A 16,229-nucleotide genomic window follows, 5' to 3' on the forward strand; every position below is an offset into this window, starting at 1 on the left:
TCCAGAAAAACCAACAAAGCGTGTGCAATTAATATAAAATAATTGCATACAAGAGAAATAATCAACATTACCACGAAAGTATTATCGCCAACATAATAACAACTCTATGGCTACATAGTATTTACATTTAAAGATTCATACCGCTGATGTTAAAAACTTTTTTACGCTTTATCCCCACATTACTAGGCTTACTGTTTAGCATTCTCGCTAATGAGTTAATGGCTGCTGGGCTGATTGTGAATGAAGCTTCAAACGGGATAAGTGGCGCAAAAGAATTCTATGAATTTATGGTTGTTGGTGACTCTGCAAACCCTACTTCTCCGGTCAATATTAATCAATGGATAGTAGATGATAACAATGGTGATTGGGGAGGAAGCATTACTGGCGTTGGTATCTCATCCGGATACATTCGATTTGATTCGCAAACTGATCCCGCCAATTGTTCTGGCTTAAACGCAATAACCCCGGGGTCTATTATCGTTGTCTATAATGGTGATGATACCAATGCAAATATGCCAAGTGACGACGCCACTGATTCAAATGGAGATGGTGTTTATATATTTCCTGCTGAAGGAAGCTGCTTAAAAACCTGTGCAGGGCCTCCAAGCTCGTCCGATGCAGGCTATTCTAGTTGCAGCACTCCGGCTACGCCGAATTATTCTACAATTGCCATGCGAAATGGTGGAGATTCCGCACAATCCAGAGATGCGAGTGGCAATTTGTTTCATGGTTTTACCTATGGAGACATACCAAGTCCCTACCCAACAAACTCTTTTAATGTGTCAACGGGTAGTGGTTCGTTAAGCACATTTCTATTTTCTTGTGGCAGTTGGTATATTGGCTCAAATTTTTCAAAGATATCTGCGATTGCCGATACGCCTGGGTCTACAAACAACGCTGCTAATGAGATATTTAGAACAAATATTCAGTCTGGTAGTTTTAATTACAGCAATCTGTCAGATGCTGCGAATTGTGCTGTGTTGTCAGATCCTAGCATCAGCTTACGAAAAAGTGCCCTGACAATATCTGACCCCATAAATGGCACCAGCAACCCAAAAACCATTCCGGGTGCCTTAAAACAATACGCAATAGAAGCAACAAACGCTGGTATCGGCGTCGCTGATCTTAATTCAATTGTGGTAACTGATGCTATACCCGCCAATACCGCTTTATACGTCGATGACATTTCCGGGGTTAGTACAGGTCCAATCCGCTTTGTTGATGGATCTCCACCCAGTGGACTCAGTTACAACTATGCAGGTTTATCAAGTGCATCGGACAATCTTAGCTTTTCCAATAATGGGGGCAGCAGTTATACCTATACACCAACACCAGATGCAGATGGCGTAGATGCCAATGTCACCCATATTCGTGTATCTACAACCGGTCAATTTCTGGGAACGACTGTAGCGGGTGATCCTTCATTTCAACTACTGTTTAGAGTAAGAGTAAAATAAGTATATCGATAGTAACCGCTATTAGTCACCCCCCTACTTTCAGGCATTTTTTATAAAAATTACGCCTGATTAAATTACATCATTATGGTATTTTTTCTAACACCTAATATGAAAAGTGTACCGAAATAACTCGCCATAGCGGCAAACACCAAGCCTAACAAAGTCAGTGCTTTGCTGCCTAAACCAGCAGCCTGCCACCAACTTTCGGCAGGATTAAAGTAAGTAACAATCACCGCCATTGCGATTAGACCAACCGCAATACGAAGAAAGTCTTTGACCCATACTTTTTTAAACGCTTGTTGGGGTTGATAGATTTGTTGCTTACGTAATTGATAAAACAGCAAGCCAGCGTTGATATAACCCGATAATGCTGTTGCCAGTGCTAACCCGGCGTGTGGCCCGAGAATACCCGATTGATACCACGGATAGACGATTAAGGCGCTCAATACAATATTACTGGCCATCGAAAAAATACCAATTTTTACAGGCGTCTTGGTATCTTGGCGTGAGTAAAAACCAGGTGCTAAAACCTTCACTAAAATAAATGCCGGCAAACCAAACGAATAAGTCATTAAACTCATACTCGCCATTTCAACCAGCGTCCAGTCATTGACACCGTTGGCTAGTACCGTTGCCAAAATAGGTTTTGCTAGTAGCATTAACCCAAGCATTGCGGGTAATGCAATCAGTAAACCCAATCGGATACCCCAATCCAGTGTTTGACTAAATGCTTTGCCTTTTGCATTGATGTGGTCACCCGAAAGCTTGGGCAGAATTACAATGCCAATCGCCACACCGATGATCGCTAAAGGCAGTTCTACAAAACGATCTGAGGCGTATAGCCAACTGATGCTGCCCACCGCTAGCATTGAGGCGATTGCGGTATTAATGAGTATATTGATTTGTGCGACTGACGAACCCAATAATGCCGGCACCATCAGTTTCATGATGCGTTTAACGCCTTCGTGCCCTCTTTTAAAACTGGGTTTTGGCATTAATCCTAATTTGATTAAGGTAGGTAGTTGAAAAGCGAGTTGTAAAATACCGCCAATGATCACACCCCAGGCCAACGCTTCAACAGGTTGTTCAAAATGTGGCGCCCACCAGATTACCGATGAAATTAACGCGACATTTAACAGTACAGGCGTAAATGCAGGTACGGCAAACTTCTGGAACGTGTTTAATATTGCGCTGACAAACGCAGATAATGCGATAAAGAAGATGTACGGGAAGGTGATCAATAACAGGTGTGCGGTTAAATCAGCTTGTGAGCTGTCTTTAACATTAGCCTCATCACCAAATAAAAAACCGGGTGCAAAAATGATCGCTAACAAAGGTGCTGCAATCATCCCAATGATGGTAATAATAAAGAGCACTAGCGTTAATGTGCCAGCCACATGATTGAGTAACTTCTGTAAATCTTCCTGACTTTTACTTTCTTTGTATTCTGCTAAAACCGGAATAAATGCCAGCGAAAATGCACCTTCGGCAACCATTCTGCGTAAAAGATTGGGGATGCGAAATGCAACAAAGAAGGCATCAAGCGCACCACCAGCAGGGAAAAAATGAAAGATAATCGCATCACGTGCTAGCCCAAGCACACGGGATATCATTGTCATAGCGCTTACGATAGCGCCCGAGCGGAGCATTCGACTCATTCAAATTCTCAGGTTATTTTTGTCAGGCGGAGTGTATTACGCAACCGCATTAACAACAAGACGTCACAGTAAGTTTAAAAGCTAAAGAAGCGTATTACGCGCAACTCCCGGGGTGATACCCGTAATCTGTTTAAATGCCTTTCTGAATGCGACTTCGCTGCTATAGCCAACCAGTTCTGCAATTTCCAACATCGATTTTTTACCTTCTTTTAATTCGGCATTGGCGAGTTGCATACGCCATTCACCCACATAGGTCATCGGCGGTTTACCTAATAACTCAGAGAATCGTGCAGAAAATGGCGCTCGGGATATGCCCGCTTCCATCGCCAGTTTTTCAACCGTCCACGCTTCGGCAGGATTATCGTGAATCGCAGTCAGCGCACGACTAACTTGAGTATCGGTTAAAGCCGCTAATATTCCTGATTGCGGCGCACTGTCATTGATATGCGAACGCACCGCATAGATAAATAGAATCTCAGACAGTTTATCAATCACCACATCTGAACCCGTGACGGAGTTGTCTGTTTCTGACTTCATCAAATCAATTAATATTTGTAAACGCGGCTCAATAACATTGCCACTGCCTTTTACTATCACCGTGTCGGGTAATGCATTGATTACAGGATTGCGTCTAGGATCATCAAAATCAAAGTAACCACAGATTAAAGCGGTAGCGCCATCGACATCACATGAATCTACTTCAATAGGATTTGAAACGTGTTCATCTTCGTTATAAATCTCAACATCCGTGATGCTATGTTTCGAGTCTCGGGGGAAGACAATCAAGTCTCCCGTATGCAGTGGAATGGCCTTTTCTTCATCGGGTAGATGCAGAAAACAATTGCCCCCTGCAATTAAATGGAAGGTACTGCGCCCTGAACCGGATGTGTCTATCACCCACGATCCACAATAACTGGCATGAAAAAACACGCTGGCTTTAAATCGTAATAATCGCAACACACTACTGAGAACATCTGCATTAATCATGATTACTCCTTATTCGAAAAAAAGCCCCTAGCTTTTCATAGAATCGTTTTTTTAAAACAAAACTCTCATCCCGTTAAAGCATAAATTCCTTAGGTCATTTTAAACAGCAAAATGAAAAAGTCCCTTAAAGTGGGGGGGTGCCTTTCTTGAATATTGAATCGTTATTCACAATAAAAATAAACAAAAAGACGATCAGACATATTAGCGAGATTCCCAGACGTAGTTGCAAATTGAGCAAATCCCTAAAATACAATCATAGACAGATTATAAGGAACTCAAAATGAATCCACTAAATACATTACTACAAAAAGCAGCAACACAGAATCAAGCTGCCTTTCAACAACTCTATACTGAAGTGTCACCGAAATTATTTGCGTTGTGCTTACGCTTAGTCAATTACGATAATGAAGCTGCGGAAGAAATTCTTCAAGAAGCTTTTATCAAAATATGGAATAAAGCCGATAAGTTTGACGTAGAAAAAGGGAATGCAATGGCGTGGATGAGTACCATTGTTCGTAATCAAACATTTGACCGTTTACGCAGCTATAAATCACGCCCTGAATTGGTAGAAGAAACAGAATACGAAACCATCGAATACACGGCCAACGATTTACAACCAGAACAGAAGCTTCTTTACAGACAACAAATAGCTAAATTCAAGGATATGCTGGACGAGCTACCCGCAAACCAACGCGAATGTATCACTCATTCTATTGTTTATGGACGATCACATTCTCAAATTGCAGATGAGATGAATGTTCCTTTAGGTACTGTGAAAGCCTGGTTACGAAGAAATATCAAAATCATCCAGGATGTGATGTCAGATACTGATGCTTACGGGTTACATTAATCCGTAAGTTTGGCACTTAAGAGATTGATATTGTTTAATATTAAGGATATATAAAAGCTATTCTGAATCTATCTCAGTACCTTTCCAACCAGCCGTTAGCGTGTATAAATCATCGACACAATCAACAGGCAAACTGACGTTTAGTGAAGCTTTATCAGAATATTCGCTGGCTAAAAGAATGCCTTTCTGACTTTCAATCCAGCGCCTTAACGTCGGTTCATCGGCATAATCACATTCAATTTTAACGTCTTGATGCGGTACTTGCTCAATCAGTGTGAGTAATTCAGACGCCTGTTGCGTGGCAGTGCCATAAGCCCGAACCAAGCCGCCTGCACCTAACTTGATACCACCAAAATAGCGTATCACGACAGCTACCACATCTCCGATATTCTTATGTTGTAACACATTAAGAATAGGCTTACCGGCGGTGCCACTCGGTTCACCATCGTCATTGGCGGCTGCGCTCGCCGCATTATCAGGATTACCTAGAATGTATGCCCAGCAATGATGCCTCGCATCGGGATATTCCGCTTTGGCTTGATCGACTAATTGAATCGCTTCTTCTCTGGAGGTAGCGGGCGCAATCCAGCAAATAAATCGGCTTTTTTTGATTTCGTATTCTTCAATGACTTTGCTTTTGGGTACTCGATACGATGCTATAACAGGCTTATTACTCACTAACTTAAATCATCCCATGACTATTTTATAGATTTAGAATATCTAATGCGCATAGAATACAACAATAAACAGTATGCCACCCCCCTACTTTGAGGCAGTTTTTTTAAAAGCATATTCGGGTATTGTTAGATTACTGATTTAAGCTCTGGATTAACTGATAAACAAATCATTTAAATAAGCACTAGTGATATCTGAGGGATTGCTAGCGAAATTAGACACATTGGGGAATATTTCTGGTATCAATGATTCCTCTAAACCAAACCACTGACAGATACTCGCATTCACTTGATCTTGTGAAGTGGTTGGAATAATACGGCCTTTATCACTGTAATCATCAGGACCATCTGGATTAAGATCAGGCAATGTACCTATCATAGTGCCACCATTAAGCGTACCTGAAGCTGGATTTCCTGAACCACCCATAACAAAGTGATGTGAACCCCAGGCATGATCAGTACCTCCACCGGCATTGATACTCAGTGTACGACCAAAGTCAGACATGGAGAAAGTAGTGACTTTATCTGCATGGCCTAATTCTTCCATCGCTTTCTGGAATTTCCACAAACCCAGGCTTAGTTCACGTAATAGTTTTGCGTGTCCATCAGCCTGTCTCGCGTGGGTATCGTAACCACCTAAGCCCACGAAAAATATTTGTCGCTTATAATTCCCCGTATTAAAATCATCGTTAACGCCTAAATCAATCATCTTAGCGACATTTTCCATGCGTGGTATAAAACCCGTATCAATCCCTTGTTGAAACCCTAAATCATCGGTTGAAGGCACATCGAACAAGCTCTCGCCATAAGGTCCTTTAGTACTATACGTTATGTCTTTGCGTTCCCATGTAGCGGTTAACAGGTCAAAATTATTCATTGAACGTTCGAGTAATCCTGCACTGAGTTTTTGAAAAGGATCTTTATTTTTACCAACTGCAATTAACTCTCTAAATAAATCACGTCTCTCATCGCTCCATGAACCTGCATTTAATTTCATGTCGTTAAACGAAGAAGGATTGCCCGGATTTAAAATCAACGGACTTGTTGTATCTCCTATCAATAAGCGACTATTTCCTGAATATGAAATATTTAAGCCCAGTGATGAATTATTGTTAACGCCTGCCCAGCTATCTGCAATCTTACCTGCCCAGCCAATTGCATCCAGATTGTCAGCTTGCCCTGTTTGAAGCGCTCGTTGTTGATGATTATGCGCAAATAAAAATAGCGGTAAATTAGCGGTTTTATTTTGAATCTGTTCTCGCGTTACGGGTGCTACCATATTTCCCGAATTAGCAATAATAGACAATTTATCATCGGTAACAAGTTGCGCGAACTCAGGCATTACAGCGTTTACCCCTAATGGAATTCCTTTAGCGCCAAGATCATAAAAACCTTTGGTATAAGCTGATTCTTGAGATAGGTTAACATTGTATAGATTCGAACTACCTCCACCCATTGTACCGTTATGCATGGCTGAGCTTATCGATGATAAACCAAGATCATTTTTTTGTACGGCAAGCGCAGCACGAATAGCGGCATAATCAGCATGTGTTGCATCGCTAGGTACCAGCATATTAAAACCGTCATTTCCGCCCAGCATAAAGACACAAACCAGTGCTTTGTAATCTGAAAAATCCGGCGTTGCCGCGACTGCTTGATTCATCAGCGCTAGTTGACCTACAGTACCTAAGGTACTAGAAGCACCACCCGCGGCAAGTAGCTGCATAAATTTTCGACGATTCATTTTACTAGTCATGGAAATATTTCCTGATTGTTTTAATTTTTTTATTCTTTTACTTTTACTTTTACTTTTAGAACGAATACTTTAAATAATTTTAAAAGTTGTCGTTACTTTTGCACCATATAAGCACTAGATGTAGCGATGTAGCGTATAGTTTCAGAGACTAAATAATGTGCCGCTCGTACTGTATTAGAATTATTATAAGTACCCGACGTTAACATAAAGTTGGTTAAGGCCTGTCTAAAGGTAGCGTCCATGGTGTTACCTAACATGATTTTATCAAGATGGTCTAATAACGCATTTACTGCTATTTCACGGTCTTCAATATTTCTCATATTACTAAAGTCACCATTTGTATCACCATCTAAAGCTTGTTCGAATAGCTCAAACTCACGATCGTAATTAACAATAATATTGGTACTCCAGGTCGTTTTATTTGCTGCAAATTCAGCCAGTGTTTCCTCATTTATATTATTTATCCAGTTCTTTTCATATCGTTGCATATGACTGGCTATTTTATTATGCGCACTCAATATATTGCCGTCTGTTTGTATTTGAGATTCTGGTGAAACCAGTTTGTTAACAGAAAACTCCGTGTTACTAGGGATGTAATCAGGTTGATAAAAGTTAAATACTGAACTTGATCTCAACGGGGCTTGCCCAAAATCATTACTAGGGAAACTATAGGTATAAACGCCATTTACCGTTGCACTTCTACCGTCACCTCTATCGCTATCCGCTCTGCCTTTCCAGCCATTTAATGGCGTTGCATTAAAACTTCTAAGTAATTGAGTAAAGACTAATATCGGTTCTTTGAGTTTGCCAAAATAGGCGCTTTGGTTGCTTGAATCTCTTGCTTCAGAATCAGTAAGAATAGCGTTAACAACTGCTTTTAAATCACCTTTTACGCCTGCGCCATTATCATTAAAAACACTAGCTACTCTGGCGACATACGCAGATGAAGGGTTTGACGTAACCAGATTCATAATCAGATTTTTACTGACAAATGGAGCAATATTAGGATGTTGGAATATCACATCTAAAGCAGCATCTAATCCACTGCCGTCAGTGCCAGAATTTAATGCAAATGTTTTACCTAAGACCGTTACATCACCATCGCCACCTTCGGCAACCTCATCTTCGTGATGTTCAGGATGAAATACCATGGGAGCAGCATAATCTGCCCTTCCCAGATTAGTCCCACCATAGTAAGTATTTCCTTTGGTATCCCAACCGGTCATTACTTTGGCTAGTTCGACGATATCTTCTTGCCCATAGGTTGGTACTTGAACAGAACCAGAATCTGGGTAGCTATTCACATTGCCATCGCGATTTGGTGAACCATCTAAATTAAGTTCGGACAAACCAATTGTGAATAATTGAATCAATTCACGTGCATAGTTCTCATCAGGGCGTGTCGATGTTTCAGGGTTCGCTTTTTGGTTACCCTGATAAGTCAGATAAACGCCCATTGTGGCACTTCGTGAAACCTCGCCTAAAAGCGTTCGATAATTGCCAAATGCATTTTTAGCCAATATGTCATAAAAGTAAGCAAGACTATCACCGCGTTGATCTAAACGCGGATCTTTTGCAGAGACAACAATTAACTGGCTTAAGGCATAAGCGATACGTTGTCTTAATTGATCACTACCATGTCGGACATTATCCGGATGACCCAATGCATTCTCAAACCAGGTCGACATTTGATAATATTTTACATTCCAGTTAGGTAAATCTACACCTGAGTTAAAGGTATACCCGGATTGTACCCAGCCTATGGAAGGTTCAGCTAATTGTGCGACTTCTGCGGTTCTTTGTAGATGTGTTTTATGGGAATCAGATGGATTGTCATAGGCTGATGACATATCAAGCTGGTTCTCAATCCATGCGTCTACTCCTATCTTAACAACCGTGTCGATATCTTCTTCTGTAGCGCCAAAAGTAGCCTGACTTAATAAACGATAAGCGCTATTAACTGATGCTGCCCGTGATGAGTCTTCAGGGTATTCGTCTTTACTATTGATGACCCCATCAGCATCTGAATCAGATTCATCCGTACTATCACATACATCGCCCTTGCCATCATTATCAGTATCTTGTTGATTTTTATTGGGTGCTGCAGGGCAATTATCAACTGAATTTATTATTCCATCGTAATCATCATCACTGATATCCGTAGTATCACAGGCATCACCGACACCGTTATTGTCTAGGTCACTCTGATCTGTATTTGATATTGCAGGGCAATTATCATTACTGTTCAAAATACCGTCACTATCATTGTCGCGATTGTCTGTTGTATCACAAGCATCGCCCTTACCATCATTGTCAATGTCACTTTGGTTGGGGTTTGATTTAGCCGGACAATTATCTGTTTCATTGGGGTGACCATCGGCATCATCATCACGATCATTACTCAAATCGCAAACATCACCACTGCCATCATTATCTATATCTTGTTGATCAGGGTTCGCAATACTTGGGCAATTATCTAAGTTATCTGCAATACCATCCTGATCATAATCCTGGTCAGTGGCAGTCACATCTAATTGATCTAATAAACTCTGAATTTTTGCTACTGAATCAACGTCACCTTCGTTTAATTCAGCGACTTTTTCATTAATTTTTGCCAGATTTGAATTATTAACACCTTGCAAACCCGCATCGATATAATCTTGTACTTGTGGTGTTGCTGATGCCCCTGCAGTTTGGGCGTACTGACTTATCTTTAGCAGAGCTATCTGACTTACATCAGGTGTATCAGGAATATTTGGAGTATCAGGAGTATCAGGAGTATCAGGAGTATCAGGAGTATTTGGATCATCCAGGGTTTCAGATGAATCGGAGTCTAAATGTTCGTTAGTATCAGAACCGGATCCTCCACCGCCACACCCACTGAGTACCAGTACCGAAGCAAATAGAATAGGAAGTAGCTTGCCCATAGAAAACTCCATCATTATTTTTATTATTGATCAACCTCACAAACCAGACACATAAGCTAAATCAATCATAAGTATATCTAATGATTACATACAACTTAGCCATGTTCACTTCGATCAGACAAGTGGTTAGTGAGTTTAATCTGTTTCCTATATTTACTTATTACTTATATCAGGCACCCCCCTACTTTGAGCGAGATTTTTTAACAGAAAACAATGAGTTTTAACTCATGGCTATTCATCCAACTTTCCATCCAGTTCAGTCAGGCTTTGAATAACTATAGTAGGATCGATTCCCCATGGGTCAAAAATTGCCTGTTCTGTGCGTTTCACCCATGCAGCACTCATCCCTATATTTACTGCACCAATCACATCAAAAGGATTGCTAGAGACTAACCAGGCGTTATCAGTAGTGGATTCAGATTGCTTCATAAAGTGATGATAAACAGAAGGATTCGGCTTAAATGTTTTTAGATCATCGACACTCACAACACCATCGAAAAAGTCTCTTATACCTGCTGTCACCAGTAACATCTCTACTGCTTCAGCACTGCCATTAGAGAAGGCATATAGTTTGTGTCCTGAATCTTTCATTGCAGTCAAACCATCGGTGACATCATCAAAAGCTGGTAAGGTTTTATAGCTTTCTAGCAATGCCTGTTTATCTGATTCAGGCAAATTCAATCCATAAAATATACAAGTGTATTCAAGTGCCTGCGCTGTACAAACTGCGAAGTTCTGGTATTCCTGCATTAGACCACGTCTAAAAGAGTATTCCAGTTGTTTCTCTCTCCAGGTGTTTGAGAATCCCTGAGCACTAACGCCTTCAATACCACCAACAATTTCTTCTAATTTACTCACAACGCCGTGCGTATTTATGAGTGTTCCGTATACATCAAAAGCGATACTTTTCTGTGAGCTAGCGGGCATAATTAATCCTTCTTATGTTCTGTTTATTGTTTAAAGATGATAGTTATTTATAAAAATATTTATAAAGTAGCAATGTAACAATACAGCTTAGTCTATTTCTAGAGTAATACTGTACGTATACCCATCTTGATTAGATGACACCAAAATCAAAGACTATTCAACCACGTTGCAACAGCAGCGGTGACTTCATTTCCTTTACCTTTAAAATAATGATCCCCACCCGGAACAATCACTTGAGATGACTTTGGATTTCCTGCCATTTTAATATCAGTAAGACGACCTTCCGCCATTCTAAGCACTGCCGGATAATCTTTATCACCGTATATATCGAGTACAGGAACTTTCATTTCAGCCAATGGAAATGGTTCTGCCATCTTTTGCTTATAATCAGTGGCACCCATACCTGCACCGATATAGCCAATCACAGACTCATCCAGTAACCCTTTTTGATTGCGAACCCAATCCATCGCCATGTGCGCGCCACAACTGTGAGCAAGAATCACTATTTTCTTTACACCCTGTTGTTTTAAATAGGTGATGCCCATATCTATGCGCGCTGCCGCTTGCGGGAATAAAGGCACATAATCATAGTACTTAGCTGATTTTTCTAACACTGGCATTTGTAAAGATAGGGTGCGCCAGCCACTTACTGGCAGTTGGGTTCGTAATGGATATATGGCGTCTTCCCAGTTTGGATGAAATCCACGTCCGTGAAGAATAAGTACTGCACCTTTCTCAGCTTTATCAGATTCCTCAGCTTCAGCCTCCATATCTATCGCCATAAATGCATGGCCTTCATTGACTGTATCCTCAAGGAAGATTACCTCTCCGTCGAGAACTGCATCTTCGACTTCAACTGCCATGCGCTTTTCGCGTTCTAGATCGGCTTTAGTGACAATGGCTTTAGCAAAAACATTAAAAGACATACTAGATAACACTAATAACATGCTGATTAATAGTGTATTTATAATCCTTATTCTCATTGTTTCTCCTCAATACTCATGACTTGTTATGACCTTCACAGGAGTTATTTCATTTGCCTGTAAAAATGGATTTCTTGAGAATATCATAGCCACAAGCGAGGAATCTATTTCACTATCCGCAAAAAAGGGTTAAAACCTGTTAAACAGCATTGCTGAAAAGGGTGATTTTAGACAGCCCTGTTTCCTTTTTGTTCTTTACCTTTCAGTCGATTAAAGGTACTTTGTCAGTTACCGTAAGAAAGCCTGACACATCAGAAATATCTTTCTTAACATAGGGCTTAAACACTATAAAAATCCATCTCTGCAAGAGATGTTTAAAAGGGTTTGTATAAATAATGAGTAATGACTATAACGCTGAATCGATAAAAGTTTTAAGCGGGCTTGACCCTGTACGAAAAAGACCGGGCATGTACACCGAAACGACCCGTCCTAATCATCTTGCTCAGGAAGTTATTGATAATAGTGTCGATGAGGCACTCGCTGGTTTTGCCAATAAAATACACGTCACTCTGCACGCCGATGGCTCACTCTCAGTAACCGATAATGGCCGTGGTATGCCGGTTGATATTCACCCGGAAAAAGGTGTTTCTGGCGTTGAAGTAATCTTGAGTACCTTACACGCAGGTGGTAAGTTTTCAGACAAAAATTACGAGTTCTCTGGCGGTTTGCACGGTGTCGGCATCTCCGTGGTAAATGCACTATCACTTATCCTTGAAGTCAGAATCAAACGCGATGGCAAAGAATACGAAATGGTATTCGAAAACGGTCACAAAGCATCCGAACTTGAAGTCATCAATACTGTTGGCAAAAAGAATACCGGAACATCGCTGCACTTCTGGCCCAATGGACAATACTTCGACACCGTTAAGTTTTCGGTTAGACGCCTAAAGCACAACCTCCGTGCGAAAGCCGTATTATGCCCTGGCTTACACATTGCATTCACTGAAGAAGCCAAGAATGAAACCGTAGAATGGTATTACGAAGATGGTATTCAGGATTACCTACTAGAAGCTATTGACGGTTTTGAAAGATTACCGCTTGAGCCTTTTCTAGGCGAATTTAAAAGCAAAGGCGAAGCTGTCGATTGGGCATTATGCTGGTTACCCGAAGGTGGCGAACTGGTTCAGGAAAGCTATGTAAACCTGATTCCTACTTCACAAGGTGGCACACACACCAATGGCCTAAGAACAGGCTTGACTGATGCCTTGCGTGACTTCGCTGAATTTAGAAATCTATTACCACGTGGGCTAAAACTGGCTCCTGATGATATTTGGGATAAGCTGTGCTTTATCCTGTCTTACAAAATGCTCGATCCCCAGTTTTCTGGTCAAACCAAAGAACGTTTATCTTCACGTGCGGCAGCAGGCTTTGTTTCGGGCGTGGTCAAAGACGCGTTTAGTTTATACCTAAATCAAAACCCAACGGTTGGCGACTTGATCGCCGAACACGTTATCAATAACGCACAAAAGCGAGCAAAAGCATCTAAAAAAGTAGTTCGTAAGAAAATTGCTACTGGCCCGGCACTTCCTGGCAAGTTAGCGGATTGTAGCTCACAGGACCTCAATCAAACTGAAATATTTCTGGTAGAGGGTGACTCGGCAGGTGGTTCTGCCAAACAGGCACGAAGTCGTGAATTTCAGGCAATCATGCCATTGCGCGGTAAAATTCTGAATACCTGGGAAGTCGATTCTTCACAAGTTCTAGCCTCTAACGAAATACACGATATTTCAGTGGCGATTGGCGTCGAGCCTGATAGTCAGGACTTAAGCGAATTACGCTACGGCAAAATTTGTATTCTCGCCGATGCAGACTCGGATGGTGCGCATATCGCCACCTTAATCTGCGCCCTGTTCGTGCAACACTTTTCTACCTTGGTAGCTGCGGGACATGTGTATATTGCAATGCCACCTTTGTACCGAATTGATATCGGTAAAAAAGTAGAATACGCACTCGATGAAGAAGAGTTAAAGGCCACGCTGGATCGCATCGAAGCGGAAAAAATGACGGGCAAAATCAGTGTCACACGCTTCAAAGGTCTGGGTGAGATGAATCCACTGCAACTTCGTGAAACCAGTATGGATCCTGATACACGACGTCTGGTTCAACTGACCATGCATAATCCTGAAGAAACACGTGCAGTGATGGATTTATTATTAGCCAAGAAACGCGCCCCTGATAGAAAAGCCTGGCTCGAAGAAAAAGGTAATTTAGCTATTATCTAATGTAGATTACACTCTTAACTTACTGTTTTAAAAACTCTAAAACTATATGATTAATAATAAGTACACCCCCCTACTTTGGGGCACTTTTTCTAATAATAATAAATCGTATGGACACTCTTAATACATTATTTGCATCAATTAATTACCGCGATCCAGTATGGATTGCGGTTGCATATTTGTGTGGTTTTTTGATCTGGCAAATAAAACTTCCGCCTATGGTAGGTTACCTATTAGCAGGTTTCATTCTGAGTGTATCCGGTGCTACAGGCGGAGAATTTCTCGATGAGATGGCAGACCTAGGCGTCACGCTATTATTGTTTACCATCGGTTTAAAACTCAATATCAAACAACTGTTACGGCCTGAGATATGGGCAGTAACCACCATCCACATGGCACTTATAACCCTGATTACCGCTTTCGTACTGGTATTACTGGCTGCCGTTAAAATCCCTATTTTTTCGCAAATGAGCACGCAATCAATCTTGATTGTCAGCTTTGCTCTTTCTTTTTCCAGCACCGTGTTTGCCGTTAAAGTTTTTGAAGACAAAGGCGGCATGGCATCCCAATATGGACGTATCGCTATTGGTGTATTGATCATGCAGGACATTGCTGCAGTGATCTTTCTATCAGTATCTACAGCGAAAATTCCTTCTGTGTGGGCCGCAGTCATGATCGGCGTGTTGATACTGTCAAAACCGATACTTATTTTCTTATTAAAGCGCGCGGGTCATGGTGAATTACTGATTTTATATGGACTGGTGTTAGCGCTAGGTGGATCATCGTTATTTGAGTTAGTCAGTTTGAAAGGCGATCTTGGTGCACTCTTCTTTGGCTTGTTATTGGCGCAACACCCAAAGTCTGGTGAGTTGGCAAAATCACTGCTAAGTTTGAAAGAGTTATTTTTGGTAGGCTTCTTCCTCAGCATCGGCATATCAGTAGTTATTACTCAAGAAACGTTGCTTATCACACTGTTTTTATTACTGATAATTCCGATAAAAGTCATTCTATTTAACACCCTGTTTATGCGTTTTAAAGTACGCGCCAGACCATCTTCTCTGGCTTCTTTTTCACTCGGAAACTTTAGTGAATTTGGTCTGATTGTTACTGCGATTGCGGTTAATAATCAATGGTTAGACCCTCAATGGTTGGCAATTATGGCTATTGCCGTGGTTGGATCCTTTGTGATTGCCTCACCGCTGAATGTATTCAACACCAATATTTATGATCTGATGCCTGAATTTCTACAGAAATTCGAACACAAACAGCGCCTTCCCGGAGAAGATTTGATCGTCCTTAAAAACACCCGTGTGCTCATTTGCGGCATGGGTCGTATCGGTGTCGGCGCTTATGATCAAATGCATTTGAAATACGATGGAAATATTATTGGTATTGATTTTGATGATGCGTGCGAAGAACATGATAAAGCGGGTTTACGCAATACCATCCGCGGGGATGCCACCAGCCCTGACTTTTGGCGTAGAGTTAAAATCGAAAACGTGGATTTGTCGCTGGTAATGCTATGCATGCCAAACTATAAAAGTAATGTAAATGCTGCCATTGCTTTACGCGAATGGGGCTACAAAGGCGAAATAGCAGCAGTAACGAAATATAAAGATGAAGAACAAGAACTTCATCAGAACGGTGTGGATATCACCTTTAATATCTATGCTGAGATTGGCACTGGTTTTGCGCAACACGTACTACAGCAAAATGCCCAGTCTGAAGATGCTGCCGAGCTGATATCCGAATACGCTTCAGAAACCATCGCTGAGAAAAACTGAATAATTG

11 protein-coding genes are annotated in these 16,229 nt (G+C 41.2%); 4 read left to right on the forward strand and 7 right to left on the reverse strand.

The genetic code is table 11. The annotated features are described in order from the left end of the window. The first annotated feature begins 146 nt into the window (after nt 1–146). The gene (locus EV695_RS11920; protein WP_131906213.1) at nt 147–1,457 is read left to right on the forward strand and encodes a hypothetical protein; all 1,311 of its coding nucleotides are present in this window, start codon (nt 147–149) and stop codon (nt 1,455–1,457) included. Between the two features lie 74 nt (nt 1,458–1,531). Here EV695_RS11920 and murJ read toward each other — a convergent pair whose 3' ends face one another. Both murJ and EV695_RS11930 read right to left on the reverse strand, forming a co-directional pair. Continuing rightward, complete coding sequence (murJ, locus tag EV695_RS11925) at nt 1,532–3,115, reverse strand: murein biosynthesis integral membrane protein MurJ (RefSeq protein WP_131906214.1); 1,584 nt, start codon at nt 3,113–3,115, stop codon at nt 1,532–1,534. A gap of 81 nt (nt 3,116–3,196) precedes the next feature. Further along, complete coding sequence (locus EV695_RS11930) at nt 3,197–4,102, reverse strand: AraC family transcriptional regulator (RefSeq protein ID WP_131906215.1); 906 nt, start codon at nt 4,100–4,102, stop codon at nt 3,197–3,199. 280 nt (nt 4,103–4,382) lie between these two features. Here EV695_RS11930 and EV695_RS11935 point away from each other — a divergent pair, with 280 nt between their 5' ends. Continuing rightward, entirely contained in the window at nt 4,383–4,952 is a 570-nt protein-coding gene (locus EV695_RS11935; RefSeq protein ID WP_131906216.1) for an RNA polymerase sigma factor, read from the forward strand. Nucleotides 4,953–5,009: 57 nt separating this feature from the next. Here the strand turns inward: EV695_RS11935 and EV695_RS11940 are convergent, their stop codons facing one another. The 5 genes from EV695_RS11940 to EV695_RS11960 all read right to left on the reverse strand — a co-directional run bounded on the left by EV695_RS11940 (nt 5,010) and on the right by EV695_RS11960 (nt 12,219). Beyond that, the gene (locus EV695_RS11940) at nt 5,010–5,630 is read right to left on the reverse strand and encodes a YigZ family protein (RefSeq protein ID WP_207907076.1); all 621 of its coding nucleotides are present in this window, start codon (nt 5,628–5,630) and stop codon (nt 5,010–5,012) included. A gap of 150 nt (nt 5,631–5,780) precedes the next feature. Further along, a complete protein-coding gene (locus EV695_RS11945) occupies nt 5,781–7,382 on the reverse strand; it encodes a DUF1501 domain-containing protein (protein WP_131906217.1) in 1,602 nt (533 codons plus the stop codon). Nucleotides 7,383–7,474: 92 nt separating this feature from the next. Beyond that, entirely contained in the window at nt 7,475–10,309 is a 2,835-nt protein-coding gene (locus EV695_RS11950) for a DUF1800 family protein (protein ID WP_131906218.1), read from the reverse strand. Nucleotides 10,310–10,540: 231 nt separating this feature from the next. Beyond that, nucleotides 10,541–11,236 (reverse strand): haloacid dehalogenase type II, encoded by a 696-nt coding sequence (locus EV695_RS11955; protein WP_131906219.1) that lies wholly within the window; start codon nt 11,234–11,236, stop codon nt 10,541–10,543. A gap of 146 nt (nt 11,237–11,382) precedes the next feature. Next, on the reverse strand, nt 11,383–12,219 hold the full coding sequence (locus tag EV695_RS11960; protein WP_131906220.1) for a DUF3530 family protein: 837 nt from the start codon (nt 12,217–12,219) through the stop codon (nt 11,383–11,385). Between the two features lie 335 nt (nt 12,220–12,554). Here EV695_RS11960 and parE point away from each other — a divergent pair, with 335 nt between their 5' ends. Both parE and EV695_RS11970 read left to right on the forward strand, forming a co-directional pair. Beyond that, nucleotides 12,555–14,441 carry a DNA topoisomerase IV subunit B gene (parE, locus tag EV695_RS11965; RefSeq protein WP_131906221.1) on the forward strand — a complete coding sequence of 629 codons (1,887 nt, stop codon included), beginning with the start codon at nt 12,555–12,557 and terminating at the stop codon, nt 14,439–14,441. Between the two features lie 107 nt (nt 14,442–14,548). Then, nucleotides 14,549–16,222 (forward strand): cation:proton antiporter family protein, encoded by a 1,674-nt coding sequence (locus EV695_RS11970; RefSeq protein ID WP_131906222.1) that lies wholly within the window; start codon nt 14,549–14,551, stop codon nt 16,220–16,222. Nucleotides 16,223–16,229: the final 7 nt, after the last annotated feature.

This window comes from Cocleimonas flava, from assembly GCF_004339015.1.
GTDB lineage: Bacteria > Pseudomonadota > Gammaproteobacteria > Thiotrichales > Thiotrichaceae > Cocleimonas > Cocleimonas flava.